Origin of the sequence: Streptomyces sp. NPDC005866 (assembly GCF_040629895.1) — a bacterium.
Taxonomy (GTDB): domain Bacteria; phylum Actinomycetota; class Actinomycetes; order Streptomycetales; family Streptomycetaceae; genus Streptomyces.
In genome coordinates, this window is the sequence record NZ_JBEXWP010000008.1 from 25,684 (window position 1) to 41,158 (window position 15,475).

General features: G+C 71.7%; 19 protein-coding genes and 1 pseudogene. 13 read left to right on the forward strand and 7 right to left on the reverse strand.

Annotation, left to right across the window (positions count from 1 at the left end; translation table 11 throughout):
* Positions 1 to 447: 447 nt before the first annotated feature.
* Positions 448 to 837, reverse strand: coding sequence for a cold shock domain-containing protein (locus ABZ396_RS14050; protein ID WP_352221831.1), 390 nt, complete (start codon positions 835 to 837; stop codon positions 448 to 450).
* Positions 838 to 945: 108 nt separating this feature from the next.
* Positions 946 to 1,167, reverse strand: a complete 222-nt coding sequence (locus ABZ396_RS14055) for an ester cyclase (protein WP_358923594.1) — start codon at positions 1,165 to 1,167, stop codon at positions 946 to 948.
* A 149-nt stretch (positions 1,168 to 1,316) separates the two neighbouring features.
* Between ABZ396_RS14055 and ABZ396_RS14060 the strand changes: the two genes are divergently transcribed.
* Positions 1,317 to 2,114 (forward strand): SAM-dependent methyltransferase, encoded by a 798-nt coding sequence (locus ABZ396_RS14060; protein ID WP_358923577.1) that lies wholly within the window; start codon positions 1,317 to 1,319, stop codon positions 2,112 to 2,114.
* 75 nt (positions 2,115 to 2,189) lie between these two features.
* Here ABZ396_RS14060 and ABZ396_RS14065 read toward each other — a convergent pair whose 3' ends face one another.
* Positions 2,190 to 2,870, reverse strand: coding sequence for a PAS domain-containing protein (locus tag ABZ396_RS14065; RefSeq protein ID WP_358923575.1), 681 nt, complete (start codon positions 2,868 to 2,870; stop codon positions 2,190 to 2,192).
* A 138-nt stretch (positions 2,871 to 3,008) separates the two neighbouring features.
* Between ABZ396_RS14065 and ABZ396_RS14070 the strand changes: the two genes are divergently transcribed.
* Positions 3,009 to 3,977: a threo-3-hydroxy-L-aspartate ammonia-lyase gene (locus ABZ396_RS14070; RefSeq protein WP_358923574.1), complete on the forward strand. Its 969-nt coding sequence runs from the start codon at positions 3,009 to 3,011 to the stop codon at positions 3,975 to 3,977.
* A 404-nt stretch (positions 3,978 to 4,381) separates the two neighbouring features.
* On the opposite strand, the gene ABZ396_RS14075 is transcribed toward ABZ396_RS14070, so the two are convergent.
* Both ABZ396_RS14075 and ABZ396_RS14080 read right to left on the reverse strand, forming a co-directional pair.
* Positions 4,382 to 4,774 carry an SCO5389 family protein gene (locus tag ABZ396_RS14075; RefSeq protein WP_358923572.1) on the reverse strand — a complete coding sequence of 131 codons (393 nt, stop codon included), beginning with the start codon at positions 4,772 to 4,774 and terminating at the stop codon, positions 4,382 to 4,384.
* Between the two features lie 68 nt (positions 4,775 to 4,842).
* Positions 4,843 to 5,802 carry an adenylyl-sulfate kinase gene (locus ABZ396_RS14080; RefSeq protein ID WP_358923570.1) on the reverse strand — a complete coding sequence of 320 codons (960 nt, stop codon included), beginning with the start codon at positions 5,800 to 5,802 and terminating at the stop codon, positions 4,843 to 4,845.
* 356 nt (positions 5,803 to 6,158) lie between these two features.
* Between ABZ396_RS14080 and ABZ396_RS14085 the strand changes: the two genes are divergently transcribed.
* From ABZ396_RS14085 to pqqB, 4 genes are all read left to right on the forward strand, one after another.
* On the forward strand, positions 6,159 to 7,634 hold the full coding sequence (locus tag ABZ396_RS14085) for a cytosine permease (RefSeq protein ID WP_358923568.1): 1,476 nt from the start codon (positions 6,159 to 6,161) through the stop codon (positions 7,632 to 7,634).
* A gap of 216 nt (positions 7,635 to 7,850) precedes the next feature.
* Positions 7,851 to 8,252 (forward strand): SseB family protein, encoded by a 402-nt coding sequence (locus tag ABZ396_RS14090; protein WP_358923567.1) that lies wholly within the window; start codon positions 7,851 to 7,853, stop codon positions 8,250 to 8,252.
* 49 nt (positions 8,253 to 8,301) lie between these two features.
* Positions 8,302 to 9,414, forward strand: coding sequence for a hypothetical protein (locus ABZ396_RS14095; protein ID WP_358923565.1), 1,113 nt, complete (start codon positions 8,302 to 8,304; stop codon positions 9,412 to 9,414).
* 59 nt (positions 9,415 to 9,473) lie between these two features.
* Entirely contained in the window at positions 9,474 to 10,364 is an 891-nt protein-coding gene (gene pqqB, locus ABZ396_RS14100; RefSeq protein WP_358923564.1) for a pyrroloquinoline quinone biosynthesis protein PqqB, read from the forward strand.
* Here pqqB and ABZ396_RS14105 read toward each other — a convergent pair.
* Together ABZ396_RS14105 and ABZ396_RS14110 are read right to left on the reverse strand one after the other, a co-directional pair.
* Positions 10,361 to 10,759, reverse strand: coding sequence for a MarR family transcriptional regulator (locus ABZ396_RS14105; protein ID WP_358923562.1), 399 nt, complete (start codon positions 10,757 to 10,759; stop codon positions 10,361 to 10,363). The genes pqqB and ABZ396_RS14105 overlap by 4 nt on opposite strands.
* Before the next feature lie 97 nt (positions 10,760 to 10,856).
* The gene (locus tag ABZ396_RS14110; RefSeq protein ID WP_358923561.1) at positions 10,857 to 11,207 is read right to left on the reverse strand and encodes a VOC family protein; all 351 of its coding nucleotides are present in this window, start codon (positions 11,205 to 11,207) and stop codon (positions 10,857 to 10,859) included.
* 137 nt (positions 11,208 to 11,344) lie between these two features.
* Here ABZ396_RS14110 and ABZ396_RS14115 point away from each other — a divergent pair.
* The 7 genes and pseudogenes from ABZ396_RS14115 to ABZ396_RS14145 form a co-directional block, all read left to right on the forward strand.
* Positions 11,345 to 11,861 (forward strand): annotated as a pseudogene (locus ABZ396_RS14115) (glycosyl hydrolase 53 family protein); the annotation flags it as partial.
* 211 nt (positions 11,862 to 12,072) lie between these two features.
* Positions 12,073 to 12,360, forward strand: a complete 288-nt coding sequence (locus tag ABZ396_RS14120) for a winged helix-turn-helix domain-containing protein (RefSeq protein WP_358923559.1) — start codon at positions 12,073 to 12,075, stop codon at positions 12,358 to 12,360.
* Between the two features lie 29 nt (positions 12,361 to 12,389).
* Positions 12,390 to 13,343, forward strand: a complete 954-nt coding sequence (locus tag ABZ396_RS14125; RefSeq protein ID WP_358923557.1) for an SMP-30/gluconolactonase/LRE family protein — start codon at positions 12,390 to 12,392, stop codon at positions 13,341 to 13,343.
* Between the two features lie 69 nt (positions 13,344 to 13,412).
* On the forward strand, positions 13,413 to 13,874 hold the full coding sequence (gene crcB, locus ABZ396_RS14130; RefSeq protein ID WP_358923555.1) for a fluoride efflux transporter CrcB: 462 nt from the start codon (positions 13,413 to 13,415) through the stop codon (positions 13,872 to 13,874).
* The gene (locus ABZ396_RS14135; RefSeq protein ID WP_358923553.1) at positions 13,871 to 14,077 is read left to right on the forward strand and encodes a hypothetical protein; all 207 of its coding nucleotides are present in this window, start codon (positions 13,871 to 13,873) and stop codon (positions 14,075 to 14,077) included. Before crcB (ABZ396_RS14130) ends, ABZ396_RS14135 begins: the two co-directional genes overlap by 4 nt.
* Positions 14,074 to 14,448, forward strand: a complete 375-nt coding sequence (gene crcB / locus ABZ396_RS14140; RefSeq protein ID WP_358923552.1) for a fluoride efflux transporter CrcB — start codon at positions 14,074 to 14,076, stop codon at positions 14,446 to 14,448. Before ABZ396_RS14135 ends, crcB (ABZ396_RS14140) begins: the two co-directional genes overlap by 4 nt.
* Before the next feature lie 72 nt (positions 14,449 to 14,520).
* Positions 14,521 to 15,357 (forward strand): undecaprenyl-diphosphate phosphatase, encoded by an 837-nt coding sequence (locus ABZ396_RS14145; RefSeq protein ID WP_358923550.1) that lies wholly within the window; start codon positions 14,521 to 14,523, stop codon positions 15,355 to 15,357.
* Positions 15,358 to 15,475 lie beyond the last annotated feature (118 nt).

Below are 15,475 nucleotides of genomic sequence, written 5' to 3' on the forward strand. Positions count from 1 at the left end.
CGGTGCACCCGCCCCGCCTGGTGCGGCGTCATCAGCCAGGCCACGGCGGGCGGGCAGTGCTCGGGGTCGTCGGCCGGGTTGATGGTGTCCATCTCCCAGATGGCCGGCGACCGCCCGGCGACGGCGTGCACGAGGCGCTGCCGTACCCCGGCCTCCATGTCGCCGTCCACGGCGCGCACAAGAGGGTCCCCTGCTGTCGTCGGCCGACGAACCGACCCTGCGGGCCGCGGTCGGCTCGGTCCTCCGCCTGGTCCTGGCCGGCCTGCTGAGCCTGGGCCCGGCTCCGGTCGTACGGATTCCCCGCCACCGCGATCGGTGTCGCCCCGGCCCTGCTGTTCGTCCTCCCGAACGTCGCCCTGGCCCTCCGGGCGGTCGCCGCTCTCACGGCGGCCGGACGGCTGCTCCGCTCCCGCGACGCGTGAGCCGGCCGCGCCCGCCGCGAGCGGGTCAGCCCTCGATCCAGCCGTGGTTCTTCGCGAACTGGGCCAGCGCGCCCCGGACCCGCACGATCTCCTCGGCGGTGAGCGTGGGCGCCGACGCCAGCAGAGTCTCGGTGACCTCGCGGGTGAACTCGTCCGCGCTGAGCAGATCGCACAGCGAGTCGTCGTCCGGGCCGAGCGTCCGGACGTCGGCTCCCCGGGCGAGCCGGACACCGGACGCCTTCGGCCCGCGCTCGCCGCTCTCGATCTCGAACTCCACGGCCACGCCCGGGCGTACGTACGACTCCGGCATCTGCATGTCGTTCACATGCAGGAAGACGTCCTCTCCGCCACCGTCCGGAGCGATGAACCCGTACCCGCGCGTGCTGTCGAACCGCACCACACGACCAGTAACCATGAGAAACCCCCAACCAAACCGGGTCACCTGCCCGGACACCTGGGCCAGATGGTAGTCAGGTCGGCCCCTGTCAGGCGACTCCGCACAGACGGCCGGAGGTGGCCGGGGTCACGCATCCGGGTGCGGTGCCCCGGATCCGCTGAGCCGGCTCATCAGCGTCTCCATGTCCGAGGCGATCCACTCCTCGGCCAGCAGGCCGTCGGCGATCCGGTAGAGCTCGGTGCTGGAGTACTCGACGGCCCGGCCGGTGGCTGGAGCACCCCGGAACTCGCCCTGGTGCGTGCCCCGCGTGGTGAGCCGGACCGCGACCCGGTCACCCGACCCGAAGATGCCACGGTCAAGGCGCTGCGGACGAGTTGGACGGGCCGTTCGGGCCGTGGCGGGAACTCAATGCACCGGTACCGAAGTTGATGTGGAAGGCTGACGCCAGCCGTCGGTGTGCCAAGGGGGGGCCGGGGCGGTCGTCGAGAGGAGCGCACGTGACGCAGGACGGTATTCACCCCGTGGAGATCGACACCAGCAAGCCGCATCCCGCCCGGATCTACGACTACCTGCTGGGCGGCAAGGACAACTACGAGGTGGACCGCCAGGCCGGTGACCAACTCGCCGCCGTCGCGCCCGAGGTGTGGATCTCGGTGCAGGCCAACCGTGGCTTTCTGCAGCGCGCCGTCCGGCACGTCATCGACAGCGGTGTCCGCCAGATCCTGGACATCGGCACCGGGCTGCCCACCTCGCCGAACGTGCACGAGATCGCCCAGCAGGCCGCCCCGGACGTCCGCGTCGCCTACGTCGACAACGACCCGATCGTGAAGGCGCACGCCGACGCGCTGCTCAACCGGGCCGGCACCACCAGCATCGTCCTCGCCGACCTGCGCGACCCGCAGTCCGTCGTGGAGCACCCCGAGGTCCGCCGGATCATCGACTTCGACCAGCCCGTCGCCCTGTTCCTCGTCGCCGTCCTGCACTTCATCCGCGACGCGGAGGAGCCCGAGCGGATCGTGGCCACCCTGCGCGACGCGCTCCCGGCCGGCAGCTTCCTGGTGCTCTCGCACGCCACGGACGACTTCGCCGACCGCAGCGACGCCCAGGCCGTCTACAACAACGCGACCGCCACCATGAACCTGCGCCCTCGCGCCCGGGCCGAGCGGTTCTTCGACGGTTTCGAACTGGTCGAACCCGGCGTTACCCAGGTCCCGTTCTGGCGCCCGGACGCCTCCCCGCCGGAGGGCTCCGCGGAGATCGGCTTCTACGGCGGAGTGGCCGTCAAGAAGAGCTGAGCCGTCACCAGGGGATGTCCGGCGGCGCTGCCGTCATCCGCCGGACAGGCCGGCCCTGGTCGAACGCTCCGCCGGTCAGCCGGTCCGGGTCGCCGCCAGGTAGTTGTACGCGGAGGCTCGGGAGATGCCGAGACGTCCGGCGACCTGCTGGACCGCGCCGCGCACCGTGAAGACTCCCTGCCGGTCGAGGTCGCGGAACAGCTCCAGCCGTTCCTCGCGGGTGAGCTGGGGCCATGGCTTGTTCTGGCGCAGCTGGCGGGCGTCGACGATCGAGTCCAGCACGGCGGTGATGTCGTCGCCGAACGTCGTGGTGGGCGGTGCCTCGGGCAGGGCCGCGACTCCGGCCAGGCCGCCGATCAGCGCATGTACTTGGGTCACGGCCGTGACGTCGAGGTTCACGCACAGCGCCCCGAACGCCGTACCGGCCGAGTCGCGCAGCACCGTCGTGGAGGACTTGACCAGCTTTCCGTCCCGGGTGCGGGTGAGGTAGTTCAGCTCGTCGGCCGCAGCGTCCCCGGCCGCGAGCAGCTTCATGCCGATCTCGCTCACCGACCCGCCGACCCCGCGGCCGGTGACCGACCCGGCGATGGCGACGACGGAGCGCTCGGGGCGGCGGAAGTCATGGATGACGACCTCGCAGAAGGCACCGAAGGTCGCCACGATCCCGTCGACGACCGGGGCCAGCGCGGCGATGATCGCGTCCTGCTCGGCCCGCGCCGCGGCCTCGCCCGCCGTGCCGGTCGGTTCCTGTGCCATCGGCTCGCCTCCGTGTCCCGCCCGCACCGGGCCTGGACTTCACGTCCAGATGATAGACAATCATTCCATGCGGTCGGCGTCGAACGGCTGTGCTCGACGCCCATCCGGCGCCCGGCGGCGCCCAGAAGGAGGACGAACATGCCCGACACCCCGCCCGTGACCCTCCAGGACGTGCAGGACGCGGCCGTGCGGATCAAGGGAGTGGCCCACCGCACCCCCGTGCTGCGCTCACGCACCCTGGACGAACTGGTCGGCGCCGAGGTCTTCCTGAAGTGCGAGAACTTCCAGCGCATCGGCGCGTTCAAGTTCCGGGGCGCCTACAACGCCGCGTCCCGGCTCTCCGCCGAGCAGCTGGCCAAGGGCATCGCCGCCTACTCCTCCGGCAACCACGCCCAGGCCGTCGCCCTCGCCGCCCGCGAACTCGGCACCACCGCCGTGATCGTGATGCCCGAGGACACCCCGCGCTCCAAGCTGGAGGCGACCGCCGGATACGACGCGGAGATCGTGACGTACGACCGCTACACCGGCGACCGCGTCGCGATCGGCGAGGCCCTCGCCGCCGAACGCGGACTCGCGCTGGTGCCGCCGTACGAGCATCCGCACGTGATCGCGGGACAGGGCACCGCCGCTCTCGAACTCATCGAGGAGGTCGGCGAGTTGGATGTTCTGGTGGTGCCGGTCGGAGGCGGCGGGCTGATCGCCGGCAGTGCCACCGCGGCGAAGGGGCTGCTGCCCGGGATCCGGGTCGTCGGGGTCGAGCCCGAGGCCGGGGACGACACCCGGCGGTCCCTGGAGGCGGGGCACCGGGTGTCCGTCCCGGTGCCGAGGACCATCGCCGATGGCCAGGCGGCCGACATCCCCGGCGAGCGGACCTTCTCCCTCAACAGGCGTCTGGTGGACGACATCTCGCTGGTGAGCGACGACCAGATCCGGGACGCGATGCGGTTCGCCTTCGAGCGGATGAAGATCGTAGTGGAGCCGAGCGGCGCCAGCGGTCTGGCCGCGCTGCTCGCCCACCGGGTGGCGCCGCTGCCGCGCCGGATCGGGGTCATCCTCTCCGGCGGCAATGTGAACGCGGAGCGGTTCGCCGAGATCGTGGCCGGCTGACGGCAGACAGAGGAAGGCACCCGCGCCGGGGGTGCCTTCGTGCGGGCGGCGGTTCAGGCCTGCTCCTCGGCCGGACGCGGCCGGCGCGGGATGCCCACGGCGCAGGGCGCCGAAGAACTCGACCGCCACGCCGATTCCATTACGGCTGCCCGTCGAGACCCCCACCTCGCTGCGCTCCCTCGGTGTCCCGCTGGACTGGCACACCACACCTTGCCGCCCTACGCCCGCCCCGCCGCCCGCGACCTCGACCAACTCGACCGCATCGAGGACCCGTTGGAGGCCGCCGAACGCGCCCTGTTGCTCACCGTCCTCCTGGAGCCTGGAGCCTGGAGCCTGGAGCCTGGAGCCCGTGCCGGCGGTGCTGCGGCGAATGTGCCCCCGGTCACGGGCGCCCGGCACGCCCCTCAGCAGTCGCGGAACTCCGGTGACTGGTTGAGGATCTGTGAGCGCGGCGAGGTGAAGCGGGTGTGCGTCAGTCCGCCCCGTGCCTCGGGCGGGAACACCGCCACACGGTGGCAGTTCTGGAAGGCGAGGGCGACCCCGAAGTGCCGCTCCAGGCCGCCCCGGATCGCGTCGGAGGACAGCGCCCGCAGCAGCTGCCCGCGGTCCCGCTCCGACGGCGGCGGGGTCTGGTTGTCGGCGAACTCACCGGTGCTGTCCCGCAGTTCGGCGGTGAGTCGGGCGATGAGGTGGTAGGCGTACGGCAGCGACGTACGGACGGTTTCCACGAAGTCCTCCTCCCGCACCGCACCGTTCTCGGCTTCGGCGAGCAACTGCGGGGAGACGTCGAGCGACATTTGACTGTGTCCTGTTCTGTTCAAGGGCCGTGTACGAAAGGGATTCGAGCGGAACGACGGGGGAGGTCTCAGACGAAAGCGGGCAGGGCCGCCGGTCCGTGCCGGAAGTCCGGGTCGACCTGAGAGGCCAGATCCTGGCCGGTGGCCGCGTTCGCCCAGGCGGCGGCATTGCGCAGATGGAAGTCCACGGCGTGCCGCTGGAAGGCGTCCCAGTCCTTGCCCCGCGCGTCCACGGCGGCCCGCAGCCGGTCCATGGCCCGGGAGTTGTGCGGCTCCAGCGCCCCGCTGTCCCGGCCCTGCTCCTGGGCGCGGACGTACGACGACAGCTCACAGTGGGCCAGCAGGTCGTCGCCCACCCGCTCACGCAGGAAGTCGAGGTCGTCCGCGCCGGTCACCTTGTTGCCGACTACGGCGACCGGGATGCCGAACTCGGCCGCGTGATCCCGGTACTGGCGGTACACGGACAGGCTCTTACGGGTCGGCTCGACCACCAGGAACGTCATGTCGAAGCGGGTGAACAGACCGGAGGCGAAGGCGTCGGCGCCCGCCGTCATGTCGACGACGACGTACTCGCCGGGCCCGTCCACCAGATGGTTGAGGTAGAGCTCAACCGCGCCGAGCTTGGAGTGGTAGCAGGCCACCCCGAGGTCGCTCTCGGTGAACGCCCCGGTGACCATCACGGGCACCCCGCCGACCTCCTGGACGTGGTGGGAGTGCACCTCGTCGTCGCCGAGCAGGCGCAGCAGCCGCGAGCCGCGCCCGGGCGGGGTCGTCTTGACCATGGCCTCCCGGGATGCGATCCGGGGGTTCGTGCCGCGCAGGTAGTCCTTGATCTCACCGGTCCGCGCGCTCAGTGGCGGTGCCGTGAACAGCTCGTCCTCGTCGAGGCCGAGGGCGTGGGCCAGGTGCTGGTTGATGTCGCCGTCGATCGCGACGACCGGCGCGCCGGACCGTGCCAGCTGACGGGTGAAGAGAGCCGACAGGGTGGTCTTGCCGCTGCCGCCCTTGCCGACGAATGCCACACGCATCGCTAGCCACCCTTACTTTTGAAAATGGAAGTCATGATCATAGATTGGAGAGGGTGTCGGGCAGTGTCAAATCGGGGTGGCCCATGCGGGTTGCGGTCCGCAGAAGTTGACGGAGCCCCAGGTCCGGCGCGATGACCGGCGCTGGGTGCCCGAGGCCTGCCCCGCGGGCGGCACCGTCCGCGGGGCAGGACGCGGACGCAGGCCCGCTCATGCCCGGCGCGTACACCTGCGCGAACGCCCAGCCGCCGCGGCCGATCTGGGCCCGCTGAGCGGAGCCCGCCCTGGTCATCCCGCCTTGACCCCCGTCAGCGGCCGACCTAGCCTCCAGCCAACACACCTGGACGGATGGGTCGACGATGGCGGACATACGGGAACCCGGCCGGCAGCTCCAGGTGGAGACCCACGGCCTCGACGTGATCGGCGACGCCGACCGCAAGGGCACCCCGCGCACGCTGTTCTGGCCCTGGTTCGGTGCGAACGTCTCCGTCCTGGGAATGAGCTACGGGGCCTTCGCGCTCGGCTTCGGCATCTCCTTCTGGCAGGCAGTGGCCGCCGGAGTCCTCGGCATCCTCGTCTCCTTCCTGCTCTGTGGCTTCGTCGCGGTCGCCGGGAAACGCGGATCGGCACCCACGATGGTGCTCAGCCGGGCCGCGTACGGGGTCCGCGGCAACCGGCTGCCGTCGGTCGTCTCCTGGGTGCTCACCGTCGGCTGGGAGACCGTCCTCATCGCCCTCGCCACCATGGCAACCGCGACCGTCTTCACCCGGCTCGGCCGGGGCGGCGGCACCGAGACCGAGGTGGTCGCCCTGATCGTGGTCTGCGCGCTGACCGTGATCGGCGGTGTGATGGGCTTCGACCTGATCATGCGGCTGCAGACCGTGATCACGGTGGTGACCGGCGTCCTCACCCTCGTGTACGTCGGGCTGGTGGCCGACCACATCCACTGGGCGGCGGTGAGCGCGATCCCGTCCGGTTCCGCCCAGGAGTTCGTCGGCGCTCTGGTGTTCGTGATGACCGGCTTCGGCCTCGGCTGGGTCAACGCGGCCGCCGACTACTCCCGTTATCTCCCCCGCGGCTCCTCCGGCCGGGGCGTGATCGGCTGGACCACCTTCGGCGGCTCGGTCGCCCCGCTCCTCCTGCTGGCCTTCGGTCTCCTGCTCGCGGGCTCCTCCGACGCCCTGGACAAGGCGATCGCCGCCGACCCCATCGGTGCGCTGACGACCATCCTGCCCACCTGGTTCCTGATCCCCTTCGCCGTCGTCGCGGTCCTCGGCCTGGTCGGCGGCGCGGTCCTCGACATCTACTCCTCGGGGCTCGCCCTGCTCTCCGCGGGCCTGCGGGTGCCGCGCTACCTGGCCGCCCTGGTCGACGGTGTCCTGATGACCGCCGGCTCGGTCTACATCGTCTTCTTCGCCGACGGCTTCCTCGGCCAGTTCATGGGCTTCCTCACCACGCTCGGCGTCCCGATCGCCGCATGGTGCGGCATCATGCTCGCCGACCTCGCGCTGCGCCGCCGCGACTACCACGAGGCCGACCTCTACCGCCCGGACGGCCGCTACGGTGACGTACCGCTGCGGCCCCTGCTGCTCACCCTGGCCGCCACGGCTCTCGGCTGGGGCCTGGTCACCAACACCGCCGCGAGCTGGCTGACCTGGCAGGGGTATCTGCTGGGCCCGCTCGGCCTCGGCGGCCGGTCCGGCGCCTGGGCGTACGCCAACCTGGGTGTCCTGGCCGCCCTGGCGCTCGGCTTCCTCGGCACCCTGGCGCCGGGCCCCGGCCGGGTCCGCGCCCAGGAGAGCCAGGCCCCGGCCACCCCGGTGCCGGCCGCATGACCCCTCCGTCCACCCCCGGCCGGCCGTCAGCGGCATGCAGAGCACGTCCCACACGAGACCGCCCCCCGTCCCGCCGCCACCCGGTCGGCGGTACCCCCTCGGCCGACGGGGCCGGGATCAGGACGCATGCCCCGGCCCCGACCGGGTACGCGTGCCGTGGCCGCCCGGTAATCACCGGACCCTGCGGCCTGTACCACCACTACCTGGGGACCTGTCATGGAGACACCCGCACACGACGACTTTCCGACGCCGGCCCAGCGGGCGCTCGACACGCTGGCCGTGAACGCCGAGGACAGTGCCGCGCTGGACACGCTCGCACACAGCGACGTGCTGGTTCCGGTGCCGGACGACGCGGCGGAGGCGGCCGACCCCGCGATGATCGCGCTGCCCGTCCTGGAACGGCCCGACGGCGACCCCGTCGTCCCCGTGTTCACCTCGGAGGGAGAGCTGACCGGTCTGCTGCCGACGGTCTCCCGCTACCGCGTGGTGCCGCTGGGCGCGCTCGCGTCGCAGTGGCCCGAGGACAACCTGTCGCTCGCCATCGACGGCAGCTCGGCCCACGCCCTGACGCTCACCTCGGAGGGCGTGCGCACACTGCTGGCCCGGCCGACGGGCTGACGAAGGGTTCCGGACACCAGGAGGTCGCCGTGCGGGCCAGAATGGCCCTATGGAATGGATCTCCGGGGTGGCCGGAGGACTGGTACTGATCCTGGTCCTGCGGAGCATCCTGCGTACCCTCGTGGTCCCACGGGGCCTGTACTCCGCGCTGGTGTACCGGCTGTGGTGGGCCCTGCGCCGGCTGCTCTGCCTCTCAGCGCGCGGGGGCGGCTACCGGGCCATCGACCGGGCGGAGACCTGGCTCGCTCCGCTGATGCTGATCGGCATGCTCGCCGCCTGGCTCGGTGGGGCGTTCCTCGGGTTCGGCCTGATGCTGTACGCGCTGTCCCCGCTGTCCTGGAGCAACGCGTTCCGGGAGGCGGGCTCCAGCCTGTTCACCCTCGGGTTCGCCAGCGGCGCCCGGCTGCGGCTGTCCGTGCTCGACTTCATCGCCGCCGCCGCCGGCCCCGTCGTCATCGCCCTGCAGATCGCCTACCTCCCCACGCTGTACGCCGCCTACAACCGCCGCGAACTGGAGGTCACCCTCCTCCAGTCCCGGGCCGGCGAGCCCGCCTGGGGCCCGGAGATCCTGGCCCGGCAGTGGCTGGTCGACACCGAGGTCGCGCTGCCCCAGCTGTACCGGGACTGGGAGCGGCTGGCCGCGGACATGGGGGAGAGCCACGCCACCTACCCGGTGCTGCTGGCGTTCCGTTCGCCTCGCCCCTACCGCAGCTGGCTGGTCAGCCTGATCGCCGTCATGGACGCGGCGGCCATGCAGCTCGCGCTCACCCCACGGGCCGCCCCACCGGAGGCCCGGCTGGTGCTGCGCGCCGGCTTCACCGCGCTGCGCGACATCGCCTCCTCCGTACGGGCGACCTTCGACACCGACCCGGCCCCGGACGCCCCCATCGAGCTGACCTACGGCGAGTTCGAGGCGGCCGTGACCATGCTGGAGAAGACCGGCTTCCGCGCCGAACGCGGCACCGCGGAGGCCTGGCCGCACTTCCACGGCTGGCGGGTCAACTACGAGGCCGTGGCCTATGAGCTGTGCCGCCGGTGCGACGCCGTACCGGCGCTGTGGACCGGCGGGCGCGACTTCCCGTCGGAACCGATCCCGCCGCGGCGCCCGGCGGACCGGCGGCCTCCCGAAGGACGGCCGGAAGTTCCCCCCGCCCACGGGTAGCGCGGCGCATCCTGAGGGAAGATCCCAGGGGTCGGGGAGACCGAGAGGGGCGGATCGTCGTGAGGGTGGTCCTGCTGGGCACCGCCGCCGGTGGCGGATTCCCGCAGTGGAACTGCGCCTGCGCGCTGTGCGCCGCCGCCCGGGACGGCAAGCTGCCCTCCCGTACCCAGGAGTGCGTCGCGCTGACCGGCAACGGCCGGGACTGGTGGCTGCTCAACGCCTCCCCGGACATCCGCGCCCAGCTCACCGCCACCGCGGCGCTGTGGCCCGGTCCGGGCCCACGGGAGACTCCGGTGCGCGGAGTGCTGCTCACCGACGCCGAGGCCGACCATGTCACCGGTCTGGCCGTGCTGCGCGGGGCACCGGACCTCAAGGTGTACGCGGCCCCGCCCGTGCGGACGGTGCTGGCTCCCGCCTGGGGCGCACTCGACCGTTACACCGCCTGGCAGTGGGCCGACAGTCTGGCCGACGGCGGCTTCGTGCTGGCCGGCGGCCTGGTCGTGACCGCCCACCCGGTGAGCGCCGGCGCCCCGAAGTACGTCCCGGCCGCGCTCGCCGAGGCCGACGGCCGCTGGGTCACGGCATACCGCGTCGAGGACCTGGCCACCGGGGGAGTCCTGCTCTACGCACCCTGCGTCGGCGCCTGGAGCGACACACTCGACGACCTGTGCGCGGAAGCCGACTGCGTCCTGCTGGACGGCACCTTCTTCACCGCCGACGAGATGGGCACCACGGTCCGCTCCGGACCCGGGCAGGCCGCCATGGGTCATCTCCCGGTCTCCGGCCCGCACGGCAGCCTCGCCGCCCTGGCCCGCCACCCCCGCACCCGCCGGATCTACATCCACCTCAACAACACGAACCCCCTGGTCGACCCGGACTCCCGGGCCCGCGCCCAGCTGGCCGAAGAGGGGATCGAAGTCCTCCCGGACGGCATCGAGTTCGCGCTCTAGTCGGCCGGACCTTCGAGCATCCGCTCCAGCACCGCCCGCTGCAGCGGGCGTACCTCGGCGTGCAGGGCGCGGCCCTTGGGGGTGAGCGCGACCCACACGCCCCGCCGGTCCTCGACGCAGACCGACCGCTCCACCAGACCGTCCTTCTCCAGCCGCCCGATCAGCCGGGACAGCGCACTCTGGCTCAGATGGACCCGCCCCACCAGGTTCTGCACCCGGCAGTGGTCACCTTCGGCGGGCGACTCGGTGGCCAGCAGGTCGAGGACCTCGAAGTCGCTCGCGCCCAGACCGTGCGGATGCAGCACCCGGTCGATCTCGCAGGTCGTGCGCGCGTGCACCGACAGGATGTCCCGCCACCGTTCCTCCAGCCGGGCCTCGGCCGTGTTGACTGCCATACCCGCACCGTAGCACCGATCGGGCCAATCGTTGAGTGTGCAACTAGTGCGGGTGCAAGCAGTCGTGCCAGGGTCGTAAAAGGTCGGGGTGCGACGGTCAGGCCACCGGGTCCTGGAGCAGCCCCACCATGTTGCCGTCGGCGTCCTTCACCGAGGCGACCAGCCGGCCGTTGCCGACGTCCCGGGCGTCCTGGACCAGCTCCGCACCCGCCGCCAGCAGCGCCGTGAGCCGCTCCCGCAGATCGGTGACGTGCCAGAACGGCGTCGGACCGGTCAGGCCCTGGGCGTGCCCGTTCGGGTCCAGCCCGACGTCCTGCCCGGCGGCCTTGAATCCGATGTAGTACGGCTCGTCGGCGTACGGCTCGACGCCCAGCAGCGCGGCGAACAGGGCCTTGGCCCGCTCCGTGTCCTTCACGGGGTAGATGATCGTCTGGATGCCTGCGGTCATGGCGTTCTCGCTCCTTGTGTGTGGCTGCCGGCACTGTCCGTCCGGTGGTTCCCACGCTAGGACCGCGAGGAGCGGCAGGGCTTCTCGAAAACTGACCGCCTGCGTACCGCCACGCGCCTCAGGTGGACGTGCGCCGCACCACCCGGGTCGCCCTGCACCTGGCCAACGCGGGCGACGACGCCACGGTCCGCTGGTGGTTCGACAACGCCAAGGCCTCCGGCATCCCCTACGACGTGATCGGGCTGTCGTACTACGGCTACTGGCACGGCTCGCCGGCCGCCGCCCGGACCACCCTGGACGATGTGCCTCCCGGTACTCCAAGCCGGTGTTCATCGCCGAGACCGCCTATCCGTTCACCCTCGCCCAGGACGACTCGCTGAGAACCAGATCGACACCAGCGGCGAACTGGTCACCGGCTACCCGGCCACCGCGGCCGGCCAGCTGGCCTGGATGAACGCCGTGGCGAACATCGTCGAGGCCGTCCCCAACGGCCGTGGCCTCGGCGTCTTCTACTGGGAGGCGACCCGGACCGCCGTCACCGGCAACGGCTGGGACCCGGCCGACGCCACCTCCGGCAACGGCCGGGAGAACCAGGCCCTGTTCGGCTACGACGACAAGGCGCTGTTCTCCATGGCGTGGTTCAGCCACCGCTGAACCACCACTGACGGGGGCCTGGCCGCAAGGGGACGGCCGGACCCCTCCGCCTTGTCCGGGCATGCCGCGAAGTCCAGGCCCCGATCGGCCGATCTCTTACGGCCGTTCGGTCTCGGACAAGGCTCGCCGAGTCCCTGACGTGGGGGCTTCGGCCGCGGAACACTGGGAGCAGGAACTACGAGGAGGCAGCGGACGGACGGAGGCTGGACGCATGCTGAGGAACTCCAAGAGCGCGAGCCGCCTGGACATTCTGGACTGGCTCAAGGATCCGGCGGCCCACTTCCCACCGCAGCGTCACACGGACCTCGCCGACGACGGCGTCACCGTCCGGGCCGTCGCCGCCAGACTCGGCGTCTCCCGCAAGGTCGCCGGCACCCACCTGGGCATGCTGACCCGGCTCGGGCTGCTGCGCACCAGGCGCATCCGGCACCGCACCTACTACCGGCGCGACGAGATCCGGATCGCCCAGGTGAACCGGATCTTCGAAAAGGGCTGGTGAGACCGGTTCCGCCTGTCAGTATGGGGTTCATGGACCGACCCGCGCGCCTCGTCCCGCTCCACTACGTCGCCATCGGCGGCCGCGGCCCGGAGGACGTGGTCACGGATCCGGACGGCGGGGTCCTGACGGGCGTCGAGGACGGCCGCATCCTGCGCCTGGACGGGCTCGGCGACCCGGACACCGCCCGGGTCCGGGAGTTGGCCCGGACCGGCGGCCGCCCGCTCGGCCTCGAACTCCTCCCGGACGGTGACCTGCTGGTGTGCGACGCGGAGCGCGGCCTGCTGCGCGTCGGCCTCGCCGACGGTGTCGTCCGGGTCCTCGCCGACTCGGTCGAGGGGGAGCCGCTGCGGTTCGCGAGCAACGTGGTCGCCCTGCCCGACGGCACCGTGTACTTCACCGTCTCCAGCCGCCGCTTCCCGCTGGACCACTGGATCGGCGACATCGTCGAGCACAGCGCCACCGGCCGCCTGCTGCGCCTGGCACCCGGCGCCCGGACGGCCGAAGTGGCCTGTGACGGCCTCCAGTTCGCCAACGGGCTGGCCGTGAGCGGCGACGGCACCTTTCTGATCGTCGCCGAGACCGGCGCGTACCGTCTCACCCGCTACTGGCTCACCGGCCCGCGGACCGGCCGAGCCGAGTTCTTCGCCGAGCTCCCCGGCATGCCCGACAACATGTGGCGCGACGGCGGTCTGATCTGGGTCGCCCTGGCCGGCCCGCGCAACCCGCCGCTCGACCTCTTCCACCGCACCCCGGCCGCCGTCCGCCGGGCGGCCGCGCGAGCCGCCGTACACGCCCCCTACCGCCCCGCCGGCACCGTCGCCGTCGTGGCCCTCGACGACCACGGCAGAGTCGTCCACCACCTCGCCCGCCACCACTCCGGCTTCCGTATGGCCACCAGCGTCTGCGTGACCGGCCGCCACCTGGTCCTCGGCAGCGTCTGGGAGCCCGGCGTCGCGGTCTGCGCCGCCCCCACCGCGAAGTGACCGGGGGGTAGGCCCGGCGGTACCCTGGTGCACCCGTCGGGGCGGTGCCGAACAGGAGACGTACGACCCATGACAGCCCCGCAATCCGAGAGCCCCCGTGTCCAGCCGAGCCCCCGGCGGTGGCCGGAATGGCGTACCCAGGCACCGGTCGTCGCGGTGGTCGCCGCAGGCGGCGCGCTCGGCGCGACGGCCCGGTACGCACTCGCCCTGGCCCTGCCCACGGCAGTCGGCGGATTCCCCTGGGCGACCTTCTGGACGAACGCCATCGGCTGCGCGGTGATCGGCGCGTTCCTGGTCCTGATCACCGAAGGACTCCCCGCGCACCGCCTCGTCCGCCCCTTCTTCGGCACCGGCGTCCTCGGCGGCTTCACCACCTTCTCCACCTACGCCGTCGACATCCAGAAACTGGTCGACCACGGCCGGCCCGCCGTGGGCCTCGCCTACCTCGCCGCGACCCCGTGCGCGGCCCTCGCGGCGGTGTGGTGCACGGCCACCCTGACCCGCCGTGTGCTCACCTGGAGGCAGCGATGATGAGACTGACCGGCCGCGCCCCACGCCTGACCGTCCACATCGGCGAGGACGACACCCGGCGCCCCAAGCCTCTCTTCCTGCCGCAGCTCGGCGAACTGGTGACCGAGGGCCTCGGCACCCTGGACGACTGTGAGGTCATCCGGCACGCCGGCCGCACCGCCTATAGGGGCAAAACGGACGCGAAGGGTAAGAAGTCGTTGTGAACTGGCTGTTGGTCGTCGCCGGCGCCGTCGTGGGTGCTCCGCTGCGCTACCTCACCGACCGCGCCGTCCAGGCCAGGCGCGACTCCGTCTTCCCCTGGGGTACCTTCGTGGTCAATGTCACCGGCTGTCTGATCCTCGGCCTGCTCACCGGCGCGGCCTCGGCGGGCGTGGCGGGTCCCCACCTCCAGTTGCTGCTGGGCACCGGGCTGTGCGGGGCGCTGACGACGTACTCGACGTTCTCGTACGAGACCCTGCGGCTCACGGAGACCGGCGCCGGGCTCTACGCTGCCGCCAACGTCGTCGCGAGCGTCGCGGCGGGGCTCGGGGCGGCCTTCGCCGGGGTGGCGATCGCCCAAGCGGTGTGGGTCTAGAACTTGCTTCGCACCCGCGCGTTGTAAGACTGTCTACAGCACTGTCGACCAAACTCTGCAGAACTGGATCCCATGAGCGCCATCTCCGTCGGTCAGGCCGTCGTCCTCGGAGTAGTCGAGGGGGTGACCGAGTTCCTCCCCGTGTCCTCCACCGGCCACCTCAAGATCACCGAGGGGCTCATGAACATTCCCGTCGACGACAAGTCCGTCGTCGGGTTCTCAGCCGTCATCCAGGTCGGCGCCATCGCCGCCGTACTGGTGTACTTCTTCAAGGACATCGTGCGGATCTGCTCCGCGTGGGGCCGGGGGCTGAGGAACCGCGAGGAGCGGGTGCACCACGACTACAAGTTCGCCTGGTGGGTGATCTACGCGACGATCCCGATCGTGGTGGTGGGCCTCGCCGCCAAGCCGCTGATCGACGGCCCGCTCGGCTCGCTCTGGGTGGTCGCCGGCTCGCTGATCGCCGGGTCCGGTGTGATGTGGGTGGCTGACCAGATGGGCCGCCACAAGCGCGGCGAGGACGACACCTCCTTCAAGGACGCGATGCTGGTCGGCTGCTCGCAGATCCTCGCCCTGCTCTTCCCCGGCTTCTCCCGCTCCGGCGCGACCATGTCCACCGCGCTCATCCTCGACCTGGACCGGGTCGCCGCCACCCGCCTGTCCTTCTTCCTCGGCATTCCGGCCCTGACCGGCGCCGGCCTCTACGAGCTCAAGGACGCCCTGGGTGCCGGGGTGGGCGCCGCCCCGCTGGCCGTCGGCACGATCGTCTCCTTCGTGGTCGCCTACGCCTCCATCGCCTGGCTGCTGAAGTTCGTCGCCAAGCACTCCTTCAACGCCTTCGTCCTCTACCGGATCGTCATCGGCGTGGCCCTCTTCGGCCTGCTCGCCACCGGCACGCTCAGCGCCTGACCCCTCACCGCTCCGCCACGGGGTGTGATGCCTGCATTCAGGCGTCCCACCCCGTGAGTCTTCTCATTCCCGGCGTCTTGACATCCTCGTCCCGCAACCCGGAACATCTCTCCCGTGA